The sequence below is a fragment of the Pedobacter africanus genome (assembly GCF_900176535.1).
Lineage (GTDB): Bacteria > Bacteroidota > Bacteroidia > Sphingobacteriales > Sphingobacteriaceae > Pedobacter > Pedobacter africanus.
The window spans coordinates 1,849,229-1,869,736 of the sequence record NZ_FWXT01000001.1 but is presented as its reverse complement, the minus strand read 5'-3'; the positions used below and the strand labels follow the sequence as shown (position 1 = coordinate 1,869,736).

The 20,508-nt window shown below is 45.4% G+C and carries 16 protein-coding genes and 2 tRNA genes; 9 read left to right on the top strand and 9 right to left on the bottom strand.

Going from position 1 to position 20,508, the window contains the following annotated elements; translation table 11 throughout:
• Nucleotides 1-4 precede the first annotated feature (4 nt).
• Genes B9A91_RS07835 through B9A91_RS07820 form a run of 4 tightly spaced genes read left to right on the top strand, consistent with a single transcriptional unit; the run spans nucleotide 5 to nucleotide 8,932 of the window.
• Nucleotides 5-1,525, top strand: coding sequence for a RagB/SusD family nutrient uptake outer membrane protein (locus B9A91_RS07835; RefSeq protein WP_159451663.1), 1,521 nt, complete (start codon nucleotides 5-7; stop codon nucleotides 1,523-1,525).
• Between the two features lie 51 nt (nucleotides 1,526-1,576).
• Nucleotides 1,577-4,675, top strand: coding sequence for a glycoside hydrolase family 2 TIM barrel-domain containing protein (locus tag B9A91_RS07830; protein ID WP_084237799.1), 3,099 nt, complete (start codon nucleotides 1,577-1,579; stop codon nucleotides 4,673-4,675).
• Nucleotide 4,676: 1 nt separating this feature from the next.
• Nucleotides 4,677-6,638 (top strand): MGH1-like glycoside hydrolase domain-containing protein, encoded by a 1,962-nt coding sequence (locus B9A91_RS07825; protein ID WP_084237798.1) that lies wholly within the window; start codon nucleotides 4,677-4,679, stop codon nucleotides 6,636-6,638.
• Nucleotides 6,635-8,932 (top strand): aminotransferase class III-fold pyridoxal phosphate-dependent enzyme, encoded by a 2,298-nt coding sequence (locus B9A91_RS07820; RefSeq protein WP_084237797.1) that lies wholly within the window; start codon nucleotides 6,635-6,637, stop codon nucleotides 8,930-8,932. Before B9A91_RS07825 ends, B9A91_RS07820 begins: the two co-directional genes overlap by 4 nt.
• Nucleotides 8,933-9,471: 539 nt before the next feature.
• Here the strand turns inward: B9A91_RS07820 and B9A91_RS07815 are convergent.
• Complete coding sequence (locus B9A91_RS07815; protein WP_084237796.1) at nucleotides 9,472-10,308, bottom strand: AraC family transcriptional regulator; 837 nt, start codon at nucleotides 10,306-10,308, stop codon at nucleotides 9,472-9,474.
• Nucleotides 10,309-10,402: 94 nt separating this feature from the next.
• Here B9A91_RS07815 and B9A91_RS07810 point away from each other — a divergent pair, with 94 nt between their 5' ends.
• Together B9A91_RS07810 and B9A91_RS07805 are read left to right on the top strand one after the other, a co-directional pair.
• The gene (locus B9A91_RS07810) at nucleotides 10,403-10,795 is read left to right on the top strand and encodes a DoxX family protein (protein WP_084239626.1); all 393 of its coding nucleotides are present in this window, start codon (nucleotides 10,403-10,405) and stop codon (nucleotides 10,793-10,795) included.
• A 108-nt stretch (nucleotides 10,796-10,903) separates the two neighbouring features.
• Nucleotides 10,904-11,746 carry a polysaccharide deacetylase family protein gene (locus B9A91_RS07805; RefSeq protein ID WP_235012490.1) on the top strand — a complete coding sequence of 281 codons (843 nt, stop codon included), beginning with the start codon at nucleotides 10,904-10,906 and terminating at the stop codon, nucleotides 11,744-11,746.
• 185 nt (nucleotides 11,747-11,931) lie between these two features.
• On the opposite strand, the gene B9A91_RS07800 is transcribed toward B9A91_RS07805, so the two are convergent.
• The 4 genes from B9A91_RS07800 to B9A91_RS07785 form a co-directional block, all read right to left on the bottom strand.
• Nucleotides 11,932-12,009 (bottom strand) — tRNA-Val (locus B9A91_RS07800).
• A gap of 45 nt (nucleotides 12,010-12,054) precedes the next feature.
• Nucleotides 12,055-12,132, bottom strand: a tRNA-Val gene (locus B9A91_RS07795).
• Nucleotides 12,133-12,220: 88 nt separating this feature from the next.
• Nucleotides 12,221-12,946 (bottom strand): DNA repair protein RecO, encoded by a 726-nt coding sequence (recO, locus tag B9A91_RS07790; protein WP_084237794.1) that lies wholly within the window; start codon nucleotides 12,944-12,946, stop codon nucleotides 12,221-12,223.
• Nucleotides 12,936-13,295 (bottom strand): diacylglycerol kinase, encoded by a 360-nt coding sequence (locus tag B9A91_RS07785; protein WP_084237793.1) that lies wholly within the window; start codon nucleotides 13,293-13,295, stop codon nucleotides 12,936-12,938. Before B9A91_RS07785 ends, recO begins: the two co-directional genes overlap by 11 nt.
• Before the next feature lie 104 nt (nucleotides 13,296-13,399).
• On the opposite strand from B9A91_RS07785, the gene rlmF reads away from it, so the two are divergent.
• A complete protein-coding gene (rlmF, locus tag B9A91_RS07780; protein ID WP_084237792.1) occupies nucleotides 13,400-14,353 on the top strand; it encodes a 23S rRNA (adenine(1618)-N(6))-methyltransferase RlmF in 954 nt (317 codons plus the stop codon).
• On the opposite strand, the gene B9A91_RS07775 is transcribed toward rlmF, so the two are convergent.
• Genes B9A91_RS07775 through B9A91_RS07765 form a run of 3 tightly spaced genes read right to left on the bottom strand, consistent with a single transcriptional unit; the run spans nucleotide 14,343 to nucleotide 16,617 of the window.
• On the bottom strand, nucleotides 14,343-14,651 hold the full coding sequence (locus tag B9A91_RS07775; RefSeq protein WP_084237791.1) for a hypothetical protein: 309 nt from the start codon (nucleotides 14,649-14,651) through the stop codon (nucleotides 14,343-14,345). The genes rlmF and B9A91_RS07775 overlap by 11 nt on opposite strands.
• Complete coding sequence (locus B9A91_RS07770) at nucleotides 14,652-15,938, bottom strand: DUF2130 domain-containing protein (protein WP_235012489.1); 1,287 nt, start codon at nucleotides 15,936-15,938, stop codon at nucleotides 14,652-14,654.
• A gap of 16 nt (nucleotides 15,939-15,954) precedes the next feature.
• Complete coding sequence (locus B9A91_RS07765) at nucleotides 15,955-16,617, bottom strand: metal-dependent transcriptional regulator (RefSeq protein WP_084237790.1); 663 nt, start codon at nucleotides 16,615-16,617, stop codon at nucleotides 15,955-15,957.
• 91 nt (nucleotides 16,618-16,708) lie between these two features.
• On the opposite strand from B9A91_RS07765, the gene B9A91_RS07760 reads away from it, so the two are divergent.
• Together B9A91_RS07760 and B9A91_RS07755 are read left to right on the top strand one after the other, a co-directional pair.
• On the top strand, nucleotides 16,709-18,958 hold the full coding sequence (locus tag B9A91_RS07760; RefSeq protein ID WP_084237789.1) for a TonB-dependent receptor: 2,250 nt from the start codon (nucleotides 16,709-16,711) through the stop codon (nucleotides 18,956-18,958).
• A gap of 36 nt (nucleotides 18,959-18,994) precedes the next feature.
• On the top strand, nucleotides 18,995-20,137 hold the full coding sequence (locus B9A91_RS07755) for a putative sensor domain DACNV-containing protein (protein ID WP_084237788.1): 1,143 nt from the start codon (nucleotides 18,995-18,997) through the stop codon (nucleotides 20,135-20,137).
• Nucleotides 20,138-20,142: 5 nt separating this feature from the next.
• On the opposite strand, the gene B9A91_RS24210 is transcribed toward B9A91_RS07755, so the two are convergent.
• Nucleotides 20,143-20,301: a hypothetical protein gene (locus B9A91_RS24210; RefSeq protein WP_200815615.1), complete on the bottom strand. Its 159-nt coding sequence runs from the start codon at nucleotides 20,299-20,301 to the stop codon at nucleotides 20,143-20,145.
• Nucleotides 20,302-20,508: the final 207 nt, after the last annotated feature.

The following is a 20,508-nucleotide window of genomic DNA, read 5'->3' as shown; positions in this document are numbered from 1 at the left end:
AAAAATGAAAGCGAATAAACTATATATAAGCCTCTGCATGGCCTTAATGGTAACAGCAGGCTGCAAGAAAAGTGAGCTGGATCAAAAGGTTCCTGACCAGCTGACCGTAGATAATTTCTGGACCAATAAAGACCGTGCCCTTTCCGGTTTATCGGCCGCTTATTCACAGCTGGAAGGCTTTGTAGGCTGGGACAACTATGTGGAAGCGCGTTCAGTACGTGAATTTTACCGCGAGGATTACGTGGTTCCGGGAGCCGATGCCTATAATTACCCATGGTGGACAGAGCATTATAACTTCGACTTTACCTCGGGTAATTATGCCATAGATCTGCTGTGGAGAGAAAATTACAAGGGTATGAATTTTGCCAACCAGGTCATTGAGAATGTAGGGAAAATGCCGGCAACAGCAATTGACGATGCCAGCAGAAAGCAGATCATTGCCGAAGCCAAGTTCCTGAGGGCTTACTATCATTTTAAAGTGCTCAATAATTTTAACCAGGTCATCATCAGGGATAAGGTGCCTACTTCAGAAGCAGACCTGGCCAAAGGTTTCTCCTCCAGACAGGAAGTGTATGAGTTCATTCTGAAAGACCTGAAAGAGGCTGAACCGGATCTTCCATTGCGGAAAGACCGTCCTGCAACCGAGCAGGGCCGGATCACCAAAGGCGCTGCACAGGCTTACCTGGGCAAAGTATACCTGTACCGCGCCGGAGATGACAAAGCCGGTGCAACAGGCTATTATACCGAAGCAAAAAAATGGCTGCAGGCAGTAATCGATTCCAAGGCCTATACATTGGATCCCGATTTTGGCAATATGTTCAACGGTGTAACCAGGAACAGTCCGGAGTCGATATTTGAGCTGCAGCAAACAGCCGACGCAACCAGCGGTGCCAACTACCGCTCTTACCTGAGCGATTGGGTAGCGGCCTCAGAGCTGAACGGTTACGGAGAGATCTATGGAACACCTCGCTTGCTAACAGAAATGCTGAAAGAAGGAAAAATTGCAAATGGCGGTTACGATGCCCGCGTTTATCAGACCGTTTATTTCAGGGACAGTTATTTCAATGATGCCGGCACACCGCGGGTGTATGGCAAAACGTATAACCAGGTTTTTGGGGCTACCGCGCAGACCATTGCCTTCAGGAAATGGATTCCTGCAACGCCAGACCGGATTGGCTTGTCGAATGCCATCAACGTTCCGCTGATGCGTTATGCCGATGTATTGCTGATGTATGCCGAAGTGCTGAACGAGCAGGGCAGCAGTGATGCTGTGAAATACATTACAGAAGTGCGCAAAAGAGCCAATCTGCCAGATGCTGTAGCTGGTAACAAACAGGTTGTTTTTGATCAGATCATGCACGAAAGGGTGATGGAATTTACACTGGAAAGCAGTCGTTTTTACGATCTGAGACGCTGGGGATTACTTGCCCAGAATATGCAGGCTGCCGGAAGGAAATTTACGGCCGATAAAGCCTTCTACCCTATACCCTTAAAAGAGGTGGTCAACAACCCGCAGGCCCAATAACAGAATCAAATCATAGGGGAGCGAAAGCTCCCCTTTTCATAGCCTTTGCCGATGAATTTTTATAGGATATTACAACCCGCATTATGTGCGCTTCTCATTTTTCCTGCCTTATTGTTTGCACAGCAAAACGATTGGGAAAACCCGGAAAAACCTTCCCTGAATACGGTGCCAGCCCATGCTCATTTTATACCGGACGAGGCGGCAACCCTTTCCCTGGATGGAATGTGGCGGTTCAGGATCGTTCAGAACCCCTCGTTGCGGTCGGCCGATTTTTTTAAAAACACGGAGCAGACCCGCAGCTGGAAACAAATAAAAGTACCTGCCAACTGGCAGACGGAAGGTTTTGATAAATACATATTTACTGATGTGGAATATCCTATTCCACCAAAGCCGCCGCTGGTCCCCGCAGATTACAATCCCGTTGGTGAATACCAGCGCGATTTTACACTTGATCCTGCCTGGAAAGGCAAGCAGGTCTTCATTCATCTGGGGGCAGTAAACTCCTTTTTTTACCTCTGGGTAAACGGACAATATATAGGCTTTAGCAAGGATAGTAAAACGCCTACGGAATTTGACCTGAGCAAAGTTTTAAAACCCGGCAAAAATACGGTATCCCTGCAGGTGTTCCGTTTTAGCGATGCCACCTATCTGGAAGGCCAGGACATGTGGAAACTCAGCGGCATAGAAAGGAGCGTTTACCTGATCGCCAGGCCAGCCTTTCACTTGTTCGATTTTAAAGTAAAAAGCAGGCTGGATGCCTCCTTCAGAAATGGCTCGCTGGAACTGAAGGCCATGTTTAATAAGCTGCCTTTAAAAGCAGAACAAGGCAGTTTAAGCCTGCAGCTGTCCGACAAAAACGGAAAGGTTTTGTATCATACACAGCAGCAGATCAAAAATTCAAAAGAATTTAGCTTCAGCACCCAGATCCCCAATATAGAAGCCTGGAGTGCAGAGCAGCCCAGCCTTTACCAGCTCAGGTTAAGCCATCTGGATGCAAAGGGAAACGTGGTGGAAAGCGTTGCACATCCCATAGGTTTCAGAACGGTTGAAATCAAAAACGGTCTGTTCCTGGTCAATGGTAAGGCCATCAGTATCAAAGGCGTGAACAGGCACGAGCATGACATGCATACCGCCAAGGTGGTTACTGAAGCCGGCATGCTGCGCGACATCAGGCTGATGAAAGCACTGAACATCAATGCCGTGCGTACCAGTCATTATCCAAATACGGAGCGCTGGTACGAACTCTGCGACCAATATGGCCTATATGTGATAGATGAAGCCAATATTGAATGCGACGGCATGAGCTTTACACCACAGCTTACTTTATCCGACAACCCGCTCTGGAAAAATGCATATCTGGACAGGGTGCAGCGGATGTGGCAGCGCGACAAAAACTTTACCTGTATCGTAACCTGGTCTACCGGTAATGAAAGTGGTTTTGGGGAAAACCTCAAAGCTGCTTACCGGTGGCTGAAGGCAAACGACGACAGCAGGCCGGTTCAATATGAGGCTGCAAAGGACGAACAATATTCAGATATCTACTGCCCTATGTACAAATCTATTACGGTAATGGAAAATTACGTAAAAACCTGGCGCAACAGACCGCTTATCCAATGCGAATACGCGCATATGATGGGCAATAGCGGGGGTAACCTGAAAGACGATTGGGACCTGATCTATAAACATCCGCAGTTGCAGGGTGGTTTTATCTGGGATTTTTCCGACCAGACTTTCGCCATAAAGGATAAGCGAGGGAATAAAATATGGGGCTACGGACGGGATATGGGTACAGTGGGGCTCACCAGTGATACGAGTTTTTGTGCAGATGGATTGTTGTCGGCCGACCGCAGCTTCCATCCTCAGGCCTATGAGCTGCAAAAAGTTTATCAGAACGTTGCTTTTGAACTGAAAGATGCAGCGCAGTACCGCTTTAAGCTGATCAACCGCTTTGATTTCACCGATCTTTCCAAATACCAGCTTTACTGGCAGATCAAGGGCGAGGGCAAAGTCGTAGCGAATGGTAAACAGGAACCCTTTTCCCTGGCCCCGCAGCAGGAAAAGGAGATTGGCCTATCCATTCCTGCTTTTGAGCAGCGGCCGGGAGTAGAATATTTTATTGAATTGCAATTCAGGACCCGTGTGGCCGATGCTTTACTGCCGGCAGGTTTTGTGATTGCCAGGGAGCAGTTTGCCTTGCCGGTACAGGTGCTGGCGGTAAGGGCAATTCCAGAAAAGGTACCTGCATTAAAAGTGGTCAGCAGCGCAGAGAAACTGAGCTTTAGCGGTAAAGATTTTACCCTTGCATTTGACCGGAAGACAGGTTTGCTGGCCAGCTACCAGCTCATGGGCAACGAACTCATGCAACAGGCCCTTGAACCGGATTTCTGGCGCCCGGCTACCGATAATGACATTGGCAACAGCTTGCAGATCAGGAGCAGGGTGTGGCAAAATGTGTTTCAGCAGGCCGAGCTGAAATCTTTCAGCCATAGTAAAGACAAAGCCGGAAATTATACCGTAAAAACAGTGCACCAACTGCCAGGGGTAGCTGCATCCTGCATCCTGAGTTATCTGATAAAAGGAAACGGAGATGTTATGGTAGACTATCAGTTAAAAACAGGTGCCGGTAAATACCCTGAGCCACAGCGTATCGGCATGCGCATGGTACTGAAAGGAAGTTATGAGCAGGCCAGCTGGCTGGGCCGGGGTCCTTTTGACAACTATTCCGATAGGAGCTATGCAGCGCATGTCGACTTGTATCAGATGAATGCTGCTGATCTTTTTTACCCCTATCCAAGGGCACAGGAGAGCGGTTACCGTACAGGTGTGCGTTGGGTTGCTTTGCAGGACAGGGAAGGTTACGGATTAATGGCCTTCGGGAAGGAGGAACTGAGCACAGGGATCCTGCACTTCGACAGAAAACAACTTGACTTTGATAAGGATGCCCCGGAAAATGTCCATGGTGGATCTATGCAGCCTGAAGATAAAGTGTGGTGGAATATTGATATGCAGCAGATGGGCGTTGGTGGCGACAATAGCTGGGGTGCACAGACACATCCGCAGTACCGGCTCCCCTATCAGGACTATCACTATAGTTTTACACTGAGGCCCCTATTTAAACAACAGATTTTAACAGAAAGAGCAAAGGATTAAGATGAGGTACTTTTTAATTTTAATATGCAGCATCAGTCTGGGTAATACTTTTGCCCAGGTGTCACGTCAGGATTTTCCTGATGTATTGAAGCTTGCTTACCAGGTGCAGCAGGCAAAAAAAATAGAAACCAATGTTTTTTCGGACATGGGGGCCTGGCATGCCTACACTTTGCCAGCAGGAAGACAGGATAACGGAACATTTATTGGGCCTATGGTGATGGACCTGGAGGGGTACTGGCTGGCCAATAGTGTGGCCCGGCTTGCTGTGAAGGCCGATGGAAAACAGATTGACCTGGAAAAGGCGCAAAGCAGCAGCCATTATTACCCGGGCTTGCTGCAACAAGAGCTGAAGGTTGCCGGTTTGCAGATCAGTTTGAAACTGCTGTTCATATCCAACCGGGAAGCGATGATAGAAACCAGGATAACCAACCTTTCCGGGACAAAAAAAGAACTGGAAATCCACTGGGGGGGCAATTTGCTGAAAGCTGAAGTAGCATGGCAGAGAGATGGAAATACACTGAGCGCTGATCTTGGCAAGGGGCACCGCTTTCAGCTGCGCTATCCTAAGCAGGAGCCACTGCTTTTCCGGCTTGAAAAAAACAGGTATAACGCTATGCGGGGGAAATTGCTGTTGCAGGCAGGTAAAAGTTATTCCAGTTCGCGCATAGAGCGATACGATCTGGAGGAACAGCAGGCCTCCGGAGCAACAAAACAACGCCCGTTCGATGCAGAATTAAAAACAAACACGGCACGCTGGAACGGCTACCTGAATGCTTATTTTAATGCCTCAGGCGCAAATATCAAAGATGAGGTGCAGCGCAGGATTGCCGTAAAATCTATTCTTACGCTAATGACCAACTGGAGAAGCAAAGCAAAAGACCTGCTGCACGACGGGGTATTCCCCTCGCTGAACTACCAGGGTTTTTATGGTTTCTGGAGCTGGGACAGCTGGAAACAGGCAGTAGGGATCAGTTATTTTAACCCGGAGCTGGCCATAAGCAACATTCTTTCTATGTTCGACTATCAGGATGGGCACGGTATGGTGGCCGATTGTGTGTATACCGATAAAAAAGAAAATAACTTGCGGGATACCAAACCTCCGCTGGCGGCATGGGCTGTGTGGCTGGTACATACACGTGCGGCAGATCCGGATTTCCTTAAAAACATTTACCCCAAATTGGTCAGTTATCATAAGTGGTGGTACAAAAACAGGGACCATGACCAGAATGGGCTTTGCGAATATGGTGCTACAGATGGAACGCGCATTGCCGCAGCCTGGGAAAGCGGGATGGACAATGCAGTACGTTTTGACCAGGCCCTGTTGTTGAAGAACAATGATAAAGCCTGGTCGCTCAACCAGGAATCGGTAGACCTGAATGCTTACCTGTATGCCGAGAAAGAGTACCTCGCAAAAATTGCAGATGCCCTGGGCAGAGCAGCAGAAGCCAGGGCATGGCGGGCGCAGCAGGGTGGATTGAAAAAGCAGATCAACACTTTTTTTTATCATGCAGAAAAAGGCTTTTATTACGACAGGCTGATGGACAAGAGCTGGATAGCTGCAGAAGGGCCGGAAGGATGGATACCCTTATGGGCCGGATTGGCAGATCAGCAGCAGGCTGCAGCAGTAAGGGATATCATGCTGAAAAAAGAAAAATTCAATACCTATCTGCCCCTGCCCACACTTACTGCCGATCACCCGCGCTTCGACCCGATGAAAGGATATTGGCGCGGACCGGTATGGCTGGACCAGGTCTACTTCGGTTTAAACGGGCTGCAGCGGTACGGCTATCAGAAAGCGGCTGCTGAATTGCTGCGGCAAACTTTAAACCATGCAGAAGGCTTAGCTTTGCAGGGGCCAATCCACGAAAATTACCATCCTTTAAGCGGCAAAGGCTTAAATGCCATGAATTTTAGCTGGTCGGCCGCCCATTTATTAATGCTATTAAAAGAACAGGCTTTATGATACTTTCTGAAAAATATATTGAAGAACTGGTCCGTACCCGGTACGGACTCGAAGTTAACGTTACGTCCATTGCAGGTTATGAAGACCAGAATTTTCTGCTGAAAACCGATGAGGGAGCCAGATTTATCGTAAAGGTAAATGTCAACCCCTCAGATCCTGCTTTCCTGGAAGCCCAGATCAGGGTAATGCAGTTCTTAAAACAAAAAGACGAACAGCTGGGCATACAGCAGGTGATGCCTAACCTAAAAGGAGGGGGGCTTACGGTTGAACATCATGGAAGCGATGTGCTTTACCTGAGGCTGCTCTCTTACCTGGAAGGTACGTTCATGGCTGAGCTCGGGGAATGCCCGGATTCGGTTCCGCAAAGCCTGGGTGCCATGCTGGGCAATATGGACCAGCACCTCAGAGGTTATCATCTCCCCGCCGCCTATCGATACACAGAATGGGACCTGGCGCAGGTAATGGACTGCCACCAATACCTTCATTTTATCCAGGACCATGAGCAACGAACTATGGCGGCTTATTTTCTGTTGCAATACGAAATGGAAGTGCTGCCATTGCGCAGGCATTTAAGGAAGGCAGTAATCCATAACGACGCCAACGATTACAATATCCTGGTGCAGGATGGAAAAGTTTGCGGGATCATAGATTTTGGGGATATGGTAGAAAGCTGCCTGGTTGACAATGTAGCAGTCGCCTGCACTTACCTGATGTTTAAAAAAGCAGACCCGCTTAGGGCTGCAGAGCTGTTTTTAAACAGTTACCACAGCGTAAACCCATTAACGGAACAGGAATGCTCCATCTTGTATTACCTCATTGCCGCCCGGTTGAGCATGAGTGTGGTCACTTCGGCCATGAAACGGAGCCAGAGCAACAATGCGCACCACTTTGTATCCGAAAAAGATGCCTGGACTTTGCTGTACCAATGGATAAAACTTAATCCATTAAAGGTGCAGGACCGTTTTAATCTTTGCTGCGGACACCCATCTGTATTGGGTACTGAAACAGCAGATGCAGCACTGCAAAAGGAAAGAAAGGAAATTGTGGGTGCCAACCTGAGCATTAGTTACCAAAAGAAGCTGAAAATCACACGTGGCGCATTACAATACCTTTATGATGATAAAGGGGACACCTATATTGACTGTGTAAATAACGTAAGCCATATCGGGCATTGCCATCCTGTAGTGGTAAAGGCCATGCAGCAGCAGTTGGCCCGGCTGAATACCAATACCCGCTACCTGCACGATAGCCTGGTGAAATATGCCAGAATGATTACAGCTACATTGCCACCAAAGCTGAAGGTTTGCTATTTCTGCAACTCAGGCAGTGAAGCCAACGACCTGGCCATCCGCATCAGCAGGCATTTTACCAAACAGAAAGATGTGATTGTACTGGATCATGCCTACCATGGCACTTCAACTGTGGCCATGGAACTGAGCCCCTATAAGTTTGATGGCAAGGGAGGTCCCGGACAGCAGCCTTATATCCATAAAGGGATGAACCCTGATCTCTATCGCGGGAATTACCGTTATGAAGACGCAGAAGCGGGCCAGAAATATGCTGCAGATATCGAAAATATCCTTAAGGAATTATCCGCAAAAGGTACCGGGGTTGCGGCTTTCATTTGCGAGACCCTGCTGGGGGTGGGCGGACAAATCCCTTTGCCTGAAGGTTATTTACAGGCTGTTTACCGTCATGTTCGTGCTGCCGGAGGCTTGTGCATTGCCGATGAGGTTCAGGTAGGTTTTGGCAGGGTAGGCGAACAGTTCTGGGGTTTTGAATTGCAGGGGGCAGAGCCTGATATTGTGGTGTTGGGCAAGCCCATAGGTAATGGCCATCCCCTGGCAGCCGTAGTGCTTACCGAAGAAGTGGCTGCTGCATTTAACAACGGAATGGAGTATTTCAATACCTATGGGGGTAATCCGGTATCTATGGAAACCGGTATTGCAGTTATGGAGGTGATCCGTGACGAGGAACTGCAGCAACGGGCACTGGAAACCGGTAATTACCTGTTGGAAGGACTGGAAAAGCTGAAAGAAAAGCATCCGATTATAGGCGATGTGAGAGGAAAAGGTTTGTTTGTAGGCGCCGAGCTCGTGAGAAACCGGGAAAGTCTGGAGCCTGCTGTACCCGAAATAGATGAGATAGTGGAGCGCATGAAAGCGCGTGGTTTCCTGTTGAGCACGGATGGTCCCCTGCACAATGTATTGAAGATCAAGCCACCTATGGTGTTCAACAAGGAAAATGCCGGGGCTTTCCTAAAGCAGCTTGACGAGGTATTGCAGGGCTTTTGATCTTCCGGCTTAGTTCCTTGGTAACGCTATTGTTGGGTAGTCCTTCAGCTGCATCTTCGTCGGCTTGTATTCAGTCTTTGGCCGGCTACAGCCCAATCAACCTCGAAGAAAACCCGAAGAAAGTCCGAAGAAGATAGGGAGGTATATAGTCTGTATACTCCTTGCATAGCCCTGATATTGCTTTACATCAGTTCTGGAATTACTTGACATCGTCCTGAATGAAATCTTAACATATCCTGATTAAGGGTTAAATGCTATTTCATCCAGAATATAACAATGCATTTTGTTGTTTTTGTCTAAGTTCCCATTTTTCTTTGTTATGGTTTTTCAATTGTTTATTGAGTTCTCCCTGCTTTTGATGTGCCTTATAAAATAATAAAATAAAATTTACTCCATTTTAACTGGCTTCAATCTGCTCATTATCAGTGTCTGTCAATTTTTGAGACTAAAGATTGAGGTTAAATGTCGCAGGAGCCCTTTTCCTGGAGCCAATTTCAAAAATTTTAGCTTTTGATGAATTTTCCTTAGAAATTATTGTTTTAGAGGCCAGAATATTTGGCTGATCTTCTATAATCAGAGGGACTCATTTGTTTAAATTTTTTGAATAGTTTATTGAGATGGCTTACATCAGTTAGCCCAAATTCAAGGGCAATTTCGGTCAACCTGAAGTTGGTCAACAAAAGCCTGTTTTCTATCAGTTTTATTCTGTATGAATGAATATAATGCTGCATACTTTCTCCCGTCTGTCTTTTGAAAAACTCGCTCATATAATTGGGTGATACGTGAAAATGCTCAGCGATGACTTCTGTCTTTAGCAGATTGGGAGAATAGATGTTTTGATGTATGTAACCCAATACCGATAGCGGTTGCGAAGGATGATAGTGTCTTGCTGTTCCCAGTAAAGCAATATTCCTAGCGGCAATGGTAATGATCGTGTTGATCAGCTGTTGCAATACCTCCTGCTGATATGCATTTTTTCTTTTCTGCTCCTTAAGGATAGCCTCTGCCAAAGTTCGTATCAAGGGTTTATCTTCCACATTTTTGAGAATACAGCCGGGTAAATGATCGTGATTGTAGAAAATGTAATCCAGCTTCTGCAGCCATTCCTTAGATTGGGTCTTCAGGTAGCTCTCATTAAACCGAAGAAAAAAAAAGCTCGTTTTTTCCTGTACTTTAAAATCATGTAAATCTTTTGGAAAAAGCAAAAAAAGCTTGTCGGGAGCGTATTCCAGTTGATTTTCGTTAATCACCTGAATTCCTTTTCCTTTAAAGATAAAAAACATTTCAAAATAGGTATTTCTGTGCTCCTGGCTCACATATTCATCTGTTTCTATCAGGCCGGCTTCAAAGGGTAAATGGAGATTCTTAATTTTCATCTTTTAAATTTACCGATAATTCCAGCAGTTGTACAAATAGATCAAAAAATTCAGGACGAGATTTGCAGTATTACAAACATTAAAAATGAATTTTATGAACACACTTGTTTTTTTGATACTACGTCTGGCTATTTCCATTAGTATGTTAGGTCACGGATTGGTACGCTTACCCAAACTCAGCGCATTCAGCCAATGGATGGTGGGGAGCTTTGAAAAATCGCTGTTACCCAAAGCGTTGGTAGTATCCTTCAGTTACGTCCTGCCTGTTGCTGAATTTTCCATAGGATTAATGTTGCTAACGGGGTTGTTTACCAAGCCTGCAGCAGTTGCGGGAGCTATAGTTCTGCTGCTGTTAATTTTTGGCACTACAATGACCGAAAATTGGGAAGCCCTGCCATCCCAGCTGATTCATATTATTTTCTTTGCCATTTTGCTTCAGTTTATTGATAGCAACAGCATCGCTCTGGATGAAATATTTTTTAAGTAGAACGATATGAATTCAAGAAGAACATTCATAAAACAGGCAGGACTATTAAGTGCGGCAAGCATGATGCCATTTGGGCGTCTGTTGGCCAGCAATACAAAAAATAAAAAAATGGATACAAGAACAAAATGGAGCGATGGCTCACGATTGGTGGTTTCAATATCGATGCAGTTTGAAGCCGGCGGACAACCTGATAACGCAGAAAGCCCTTTTCCCAAAAATCTGGAGAAAGGATTTATCGACCTGCCAGCATCTACCTGGTACCAGTATGGCTATAAGGAAGGAATTCCAAGGATGCTGGATAATTGGGATGAGCTGGGAATAAAAGTAACTTCACATATGGTAGGCTCAGCGGTTTTAAAAAACCCTGAATTGGCAAAGGAAATTGTGGCCCGCGGACACGAAGCGGCGGCCCACGGCATGAACTGGAGTTCACAGTATAATTTACCTTATACAGAAGAAAAGAAATTTATAAAAGATGGTGTCGACGCCATCAAAATGACAACAGGTTTTAATCCAGTTGGCTATAACGCCAACTGGCTACGCAGAGGTGAAAATACCCTGAGTATACTACAGGAGCTTGGATTTAAGTATCACATTGATGATTTGAGCAGAGACGAGCCTTTTATCATCAAGGTCAATCAGCAAGATTTTGCGGTCGTTCCTTACACCCTGCGAAACAATGATATTCTATTGATTGAAGGGAAAAACTTTTCAGCCGATCAATTTTTCAATCAGGTAAAACTGGAGTTTGAACAGCTGTATGCCGAAAGTGAATTTAAAAGAAGACAATTGTCTATAAGTTTTCATGATCGAATTGGAGGAACGCCTCAAATGGTTAGGGCAGCAAAAGATTTAATACGGTACATTCAACAACACGAAGGTGTTGCTTTCAAAAGGAAAGACGAAATCGCCGAACTAACGCTGGGAGACAGGACAAGCATTCGTGAATAATTAGCTGACACCATTTTCCACTCCAAGCTCCCCTGGAATTAAGGGGCCATTTTCAATTGGAATGCAGGTTAAGAACAGATCTGAACCTTTTTTCTTTTTCGCTTTTACTCACAATACTGCGTATTCGAAATCCCCCATATGAAGCCAAAAAAAGCCGTTCTTCTTATCGAAAACGGCTTTTTGTTTGGTGGGAGATACTGGGTTCGAACCAGTGACCCCCTGCTTGTAAGGCAGGTGCTCTGAACCAGCTGAGCTAATCTCCCCCTTGGTTCTGCTCTTTTTATTTTGAAACAGCTGAGCGGCTGTTTTGGTGGGAGATACTGGGTTCGAACCAGTGACCCCCTGCTTGTAAGGCAGGTGCTCTGAACCAGCTGAGCTAATCTCCCCTTGGTTCGTCCCTCTCAAAGAAACCCTTTGTTTTGGGATTGCAAATATACACCCTAAAATCATTTTTGCAAAAAAAGATGTGGTTTTTTAAGACAGAACATCTTCCAGTACCTGGTGGGAACGGATCTCACCAAAAGACGCGGTATGTAAAGTGTAGTAAACCAGTATTTTATCTAGTATGGAGCGGCGCGTTTTATTTTCTATATTTATTTCATTTATTTTTTCAAAGGGCAAAGAAAATAAGGAAATGAATACCAAAGCATCTGCTTTGTTCAGGAAATAAGGGTGTACAGGTACGATAGATCTGAATTCCCCCTCCTGTAAATCGAAATAATTCTGGTCGCTTTTGTTTTCGGTACTCGGGGCAAAGCCTAAAAACCTGGAAAGCTTGAGTAGAAAGGCAAGATGAAAGTTTACGTTTTGTTCTTCAGTTTCATCAAACCAGCATATGGCATTAAAAATAAAATCAAAAAGGTGTTCATCTGTCGTCTGCTGCCGGATGCTTTTGTATAAGACCTCATTCAGGAAAATAACAATAGTGCTTTTAATGATGTCGTAAGGAATGTTTCTGAACACCGGGGCCGGGCGCAGTTCAGAAATACGCTGTATATTTGTATTGGCCTTATGGTAAACCACCATATCTACCAGATGCAGGGGCTGCAGCATGTTCATGCTGATCTTTGCCCGGGGCTTTTTAACCCCGTTGATCATGTACGACTGTATGCCAAACTTTTCAGTGAAGATCTGTACCACCACGCTGTTTTCGCTGTACAATGTGGTCTTTAAAACAATGCCCCTGGTTTTATGCAGCATGGCAAAGCAGTTTTGGGATCAAGATGATCAGGCCTATTGCCACAGCGGTAAGTGCCGCAACCAATACCGCCGCAGCCGAAACGTCTTTGATGATTTTTGCCTTCGGATGTAACTCCGGGGAAACCAGGTCTGTTAATACCTCAATTGCTGTATTCAACAACTCGGTTACCAGCACCATTCCCGCAGCGCCAATGATCCAGAGCCATTCTGTGATTGTCAGTTTAATCCAATAGCCCGATGCAGTTACCAGCGCCAATGCCAGCAGGTGTACCCTAAAGTTGAGCTGGGTTTTAATGGCATGGCCCAGTCCCGAAAATGCATAACCAAAACTTTTAATAAACCTGCTCATATGGTGTTGATTGGGTACAATAGCAAAACATACAAAGTAAACCTTACTTTCTTACATATCCAAGTTTCGCTAAAAGCTTTACCTTTGAGACATCTTAACCACCCATGTCCGAAGAAAAACATATCCTTCATCCCCGCAATAAGCACCGGTCCAGGTACGATTTTCCTGAGCTGATCAAAAGTCTGCCCGCTTTACAGCCTTTTGTGGCAGTCAATGCCCATGGGGGCGTGTCTATCGATTTTTCTGATCCCGCAGCTGTTAAAATGCTGAATAAGGCTTTGCTGAAGCATTTTTATGGCCTCAGTAATTGGGATATCCCGGCAAATTATCTTTGTCCGCCTATTCCCGGCAGGGCCGATTATATCCATTATCTGGCCGATTTGCTGGCCGAAGGAAATAAGGGCGTAGCACCGAAAGGCAGACAGGTTAAAGGACTGGATATAGGGATGGGGGCAAATTGCATTTATCCCATTATCGGCGTACAGGAGTATGGCTGGAGCTTTTTGGGCTCAGATATAGACCCGGGGGCAATTAAAGCGGCAAAAGCCATTATTGCGGCCAATCCTGCGCTGACAAATGCAGTAGGCTGCCGGCAGCAGCAACATAAAGGGCATATTTTTAAAGGAATAGTTAAGCCGGGGGAGCGGTTTGATTTCAGTATGTGCAACCCGCCCTTTCATGCTTCTGCCGAAGAGGCACAGTTGGGCAGCAGGAGAAAGCTGCAGAACCTGGGTAAAAATAGGGGGAAAGAAACAGTACTCAATTTTGGCGGAAAAAATTCAGAACTCTGGTATGAAGGTGGGGAGGTTGCTTTTATCCGGAACATGATCAATGAGAGTGTGGCTATAGCCGGTCAATGCCTTTGGTTCAGCAGCCTGGTTTCCAAAAGCAGCAACCTAGGTTTTATTTATAAAGCTTTGGAAAAGGTAAAACCAGCGGTTGTCAGGACTGTTGAAATGGCTCAGGGACAAAAAATCAGTCGTTTCGTAGCCTGGTCTTTTTTATCCGCATCCGAGCAGCAGCAGTGGGCCTGCAACAGGTGGCAGCCTAAAAAGTAAAAAGTACGGTCGCTTTTTTGTTTTTAAAGGTGCCGATCAGCTCTCCTGTAGTGTAATCCTTAAAATCAAGCAGGTCTTTCTCTTTAAAACGATGTTTCAGCATGCAATAGATATGCAGGCATTTGATCCAGTTCAGGGCCGTGGCCTGATCTTTCCATATGGCCGGATATACAAACACCTCATTCCCTTCAATCCTGAGCAGATTCTTTTCTTTAAGTGCATTCACATTTGCAATGATCTTAGCGTTCTGTGCTGCAAGATTGGCGGAAGGCTGTACTTTCTTATTCGAATAGATCATTTATTCCAGCAATAAAGGTTCATCGTCCTCATCTGTCAGGTTCAGCTGTATGCTGTCTGTTCCCGCAATGCCCTCGATGGAGCCGCGGATGTGGGCGGCATTCAGCATTACTTTTTCCAGTTGTTTTTCCCTGGCCTTCCATAGTTTTTCCATGGCATCGCGCTCCCTCTGGATAGACAGTTTCATGCTCATGAAGCCTTCCCGGATGGCTTTCCATTGCTCAGAAAATTCATTGCTGGTCAGGTAGTCGTACAGCATATGCATTTTATCGCCCCTGTTTTCCTGTGATTTGGCCGCACTGAACAGCTTTACAATCCCGTCCCTGAGGATATAGGATACTGCTTTTACCTCGTCAAAAGAACAGATCCATACCCCATCTCTTTCTCCAAAGCAATCCATGCCTTTCGGGTAAGCCTGGGTTACAATTACGGCTACATCTACACCCATGCTGCGCATGTCTTTTTTCAGCTTTTCAATCCATTCCATAGAAAAGTCCTTGGTCCGCTTGCTCTCATAGATGATCTTACCGCATTCCTGGCCAAACTGGTTCCTGATGTGGTGTACGCAGTCGGCCCCTCTAACCCCTTTCCCGACTTCTGTAACCAGGTCGAACGGAAAAGTATTCCGGAGCAACTCCTCAAGGATCAGTTCCTGTACTTCGCCCTGCAGTTGCATAGAGCCCTGTTCGGCCTTCCGCTTCATTTCTTCTGCCAGTTTTTTTTGGTCGTCAAGCTGCTTTTCGAGCTCCTTCACCCTTAACTGGTGTTCAGTCTCTTTTAAACTGTTTTTTTCGGCTTCCTGCTTACGGATCTGCTCTACCATTTCGGTACGCTGCTCCTGAAGTTTCCTTTGTACCTCCAGTTCCAGCTCCGCTTCCTTCTCTTTCATGGCCTGTTCCTTTTTCAGGAATTCCAGTTCTTTTGCACGTGCAAGCTTTAATTTTTCTTCGCTGTCCTTATTGGCATTGTCCAGCATTTGCAGCTTGTTCTCAAAATCGGAGGCAATGCTTTTTCGGAGGTTTTCTTCCAGCACCTGCTGCAGCTGTTTTTTTTCAGCTTCCAGCTTTTGTTCAAATAGCTGGGCCTGTTGCTGTTTCTGCTGCTCGAAAGCCTGTTCCTGCTGCTTCTGCTGCTGGGCAAATTCGTTCAGCTTTTTATTGTATTCCTCGTCCTTTTGTTTGGTAAAAGAGACCATCTTTTCGCGAAGGTCTTTTTTATATTCCTCTGCCATTACCTCCTCAATAGGGAAGGTATGCGAACAATTGGGGCATTTTATCTCTGTAGACATAGATACAAACTTACGACTATCTCCTTACAAAAAGACTTTCCGCAAACTTCATGGAAACACTTCTTGCTTCTTCTTTCTCAATCCCGATGGTAAGGGATCCGTCAAAATCAATTAACTCTAAAACTTTTATTGTGGTGCCTATCGTGATCTTTAGTTTCTCCAGGTATTGCAGAAATACAGCAGAAGTATCTTTAACCGCCACAACCATACAGGTTTCGCCCGCTTTTATTTCTGATAAAAGTACTTTATCAATGCTCGGAATATCGCCATTTGCTTTTGGAATGGGATCCCCATGAGGGTCGAATTCAGGGAAATTCAGGAATTCTTCCAGCTTATCTACCAGTTTGGCCGACTGGATATGCTCCAGTTGTTCGGCTACTTCATGCACTTCATCCCAGCTAAAATCCAGCTTTTCATATAAAAAGGTTTCCCATAAGCGGTGTTTCCTCAATATCGCTATCCCTTTTTTTCTGCCCAAATCTGTCAGTAAGATCTTCCCGTATTTCTGATAGGTTACCAGCTCTTTTTCTTTCAGCTTTTTCAGCATATCCGTGGCTGTAGCGGGTTTTACACCCAAATATGCGGCCATTTCATTGGTGCCGGCCTCTGGTCTTTCTGCGTTCTGAAAGCTAAGCATGAGCAAAGCCTTTAAGTAGTTTTCTTCCGTATAAGATAGCATAACGCAAATATAAAATAATAATTCTCAAATTATATTTGTTAGGTTAATCTAACTTTTATAGTTTTGTGATGTTTAATATTAAATTAGATAAATGAAATACTTTTCCATAACCCTTATTTTTTCGATCCTGTTTTCATTTCAGTCCCTGGCCCAACCGGGCCATATTAAGGGACAGGTATCAGCGGAAAACAAACCACTTTCAAACGTAAACGTTAGCTTGCAGGGCACATCATTGCTTATAAAAACAGATAGTGCGGGAAATTATGCTTTCGATAAAGTAGCTCCGGCTAATTATAAAATCCAGGTGTCTGCCGTAGGCTTTAGAAAAATGATTAAAACAGTTGCGTTGAAGCCAAATGAAAACCTAAAAATAGATTTTGACCTGAGTAATTTCCAGAACGACCTGAACGAGGTGGTGGTAACCGGAACGCTGAAGGAGGTAAGACGCCTGGAAAGTCCGGTGCCTGTAGAGGTCTATACCCCTGCATTTTTCAGAAAGAACCCTACGCCAAGTATTTTCGAGGCCCTGCAGAATGTAAATGGGGTGCGCCCGCAGTTAAACTGTAATATCTGCAATACAGGCGATATCCATATCAATGGTCTGGAAGGACCATACACTATGATCCTGATTGATGGCATGCCTATAGTGAGCAGTCTTTCCAGCGTTTATGGCCTGTCGGGCATCCCCAACTCGCTTGTAGAGCAGATTGAGATTGTGAAAGGGCCGGCTTCATCCCTGTATGGAAGTGAGGCCGTAGGAGGACTGATCAATATCATCACTAAAAAGCCGCAAAATGCCCCTTTATTTTCTGCTGATATTTTTGCAACCAGCTACCGGGAATTCAATACCGATCTGGGCTTTAAATTTAAAGCGGGTAAAAACACAGATGTGTTAACCGGGGTTAATTACTTCAAATACGGGCATCCTATAGATGATAACCACGATAATTTTACGGATGTAACGCTGCAGGACCGCGTTTCCGTGTTCCAGAAATGGAATTTTAAAAGAAAATATGATCGGATATTTACCTTGGGCGGAAGATATGTTTATGAAGACCGCTGGGGCGGGGAAATGCAATGGAATAAAAGCTACAGAGGAGGGGATGAAGTGTATGGGGAAAGCATTTATACCAATCGCTGGGAACTGATCGGAAATTACCAGCTCCCGGTCAGTGAAAAACTATTCCTTGCCTTTTCTTATAACGAGCACGATCAGGACAGCCGCTATGGAATCACTTCTTACATTGCCGAACAGAAAATCGGCTTTGCACAGCTTACCTGGGACAAGCAAATAAATAATCACGACCTGCTGTTTGGTGCAGCAATGCGTTACACCTATTACGACGACAATACGCCAGCTACCACAAGTATGAACCAAAGCCTGAAAAAAAATACCTGGCTGCCCGGGGTTTTTGTACAGGACGAAATTACACTGGCCCCAAAGCATAAGTTCCTGGCCGGGTTCAGGTACGATTACAATTCTGTACACGGTAATATATTTACACCGAGATTGGCCTATAAATGGAGCATCAACGACAATAACATCCTCCGCTTAAATGCCGGTACAGGTTTCAGGGTGGTCAATATTTTTACGGAGGACCATGCTGCATTAACCGGGGCGAGGGAAGTAAAGGTGGTAAATGAGCTGAAACCCGAAAAAACATACAATGTAAACCTGAACTACCTGAAAAAAATATACCTGTCCAACGGAACATTTTTCGGTATAGAATCATCTGCTTTTTATACCCATTTCAACAACAGGATTATAGGAGATTTTGACACCAATCCCAACCAGATCATTTACGATAACCTGGATGGATATGCGGTAAGTAAGGGCCTCAGCACCAATATAGACCTCACCCTTACCAATGGCCTGAAAATCATATTTGGGGGTACCTATCAGGATGTGGCTACTTATGAGAGCGGTGTTAAAAAACAGCAGATCCTCACTGAAAAGTTTTCGGGCAACTGGGCGGTTTCCTACAAGATCAGGCCCTTAAAACTAACGCTGGACTATACCGGCAATATTTATAGCCCGATGCGCCTGCCCTTATTAAATGAGCTTGATCCGCGTAAGGAATACTCACCAACATGGAGCATACAGAACATTCAGCTTACTTTCGGGGGCTTTAAAAAGATAGAGCTTTATGGCGGTGTTAAAAACCTGCTCAACTGGACACCTAACCGGGGCAATCCCTTTATCATTGCCCGCGCAAATGATCCCTTTGATAAACATCCTGAGGTAGACAATCCCTATAATCTGACTTTTGACCCTACCTATGTATACGGGCCAAACCAGCGCATAAGGGGCTTTATGGGTGTGAGATTGACAATTAAATGATGTGGTGTTTTGCCCTAAATGAATTAACTTTAGGGCATGATCTACCGCACAACCTATCAGGCAGCAAAAGTTATTGCCCCAAAAGTGGAAGCCATTTTTGCGCAACACCTTAGTGCTGCCAGTGAAAGCGGAGAAGAGGACCTGGCGCCGTTGCCTACTGCAGACGTGGTTGAAGCCATTCTGGATGCGACATTCTGGGCCAGTCTGCGTAAAGAAGAGGGCCATTCCCCAAAAATATCCCTTGCTTATTTGCCACCCCAGCAGGCCGGAAACCCCTTGCTTTTTAAGCAGCGGCTGCCTTTAAATCCCGGTACTTTAACAAAAATTGCTCCTGGTGTTGAACGCGCGGGCATACATCTGGGCATCTGGATTGAAGAAGGGGAATTGTATGTATGGGGAACTACGGTAAGCATACCCAACTTTTGTTTTGTGGTGGATGTATCTGAGCCGGCATTGCTGGTCATTAAACACCGCCGCATTTATGGTTTCGGTAAATTTACTAACCTGGCCGTATTGAAGGGCGATCAGGTCAAAGTTGTAGAAAGCCACCACAGCAGCCTGCCCGATTGTCCGCCAATGCTGTTGTCGCTGCTCGATTTAACCGCACCTTCCTACTGGAACGATGCTGTCAATGTGCTCATCCAGCTTGCGGTTTCTATGCGTGCCCATGGCCGGGGTGGTACGCTGCTTGTTGTGCCAAATGAAACCAGGAACTGGCTGCAGTCTATCATTAAGCCTATACAATATGGTATTCAACCTTCATTTACCGGGCTCTCCAAGTTGCTGCAGCAGGAGAGGAAGGAGGCTAGCCAGATCTTCTGGCAAACGGCGCTTAAACGTGAAGTAGAGCACCTGGCGGGATTAACAGCTGTAGATGGTGCCACGGTGATCAGTACATCATACGAACTGCTCGCCTTCGGTGCCAAAATAGGAAGGGCCAAAGGAAAAGAAAATATTGATGAGCTCTCTTTTTCGGAACCGATTATTGGGGGCGCTGCGGTAGTGCTCCATCCTTCTAAAGTAGGGGGCACACGGCACCTTTCGGCTGCCCAGTTTGTTCACGATCAGAGAGATGCCATGGCGCTGGTTGCCTCTCAGGACGGACATTTTACCATTTACAGCTGGTCGCCCCAACAGCAAAGGGTTCAGGCCCATAGAATTGATACTTTATTACTTTAAATCAATCAGGAAAAGACAATTGCGCCTATAATTACACCCAGAAAAAGTATAATCATTACAATCCGATCGGCATTGATCCATTCTTTTCGGCTCAGTACTCTTTCTTTTTTTTCTTCCTTTTGCCTGGCAAAAACCTGAAGAATGGGATTAAGATTGATTAACATAGGTAGATGTAATTTTGATAGATGTACCCAAATACTATCAAAGGCCAAGCCATAATGCATTAAATATGTGGAATTGTGGAAAACTTTAGTTTTTCCACCTTTTTTCTTCTTTAAATATCGAATTTCTTTTTTTATGAAAAATTAATTGTATTGATAATCAGACTTTTAATTTTTATTTTGTTGTTTTTATAGTACTATGTATTGCAT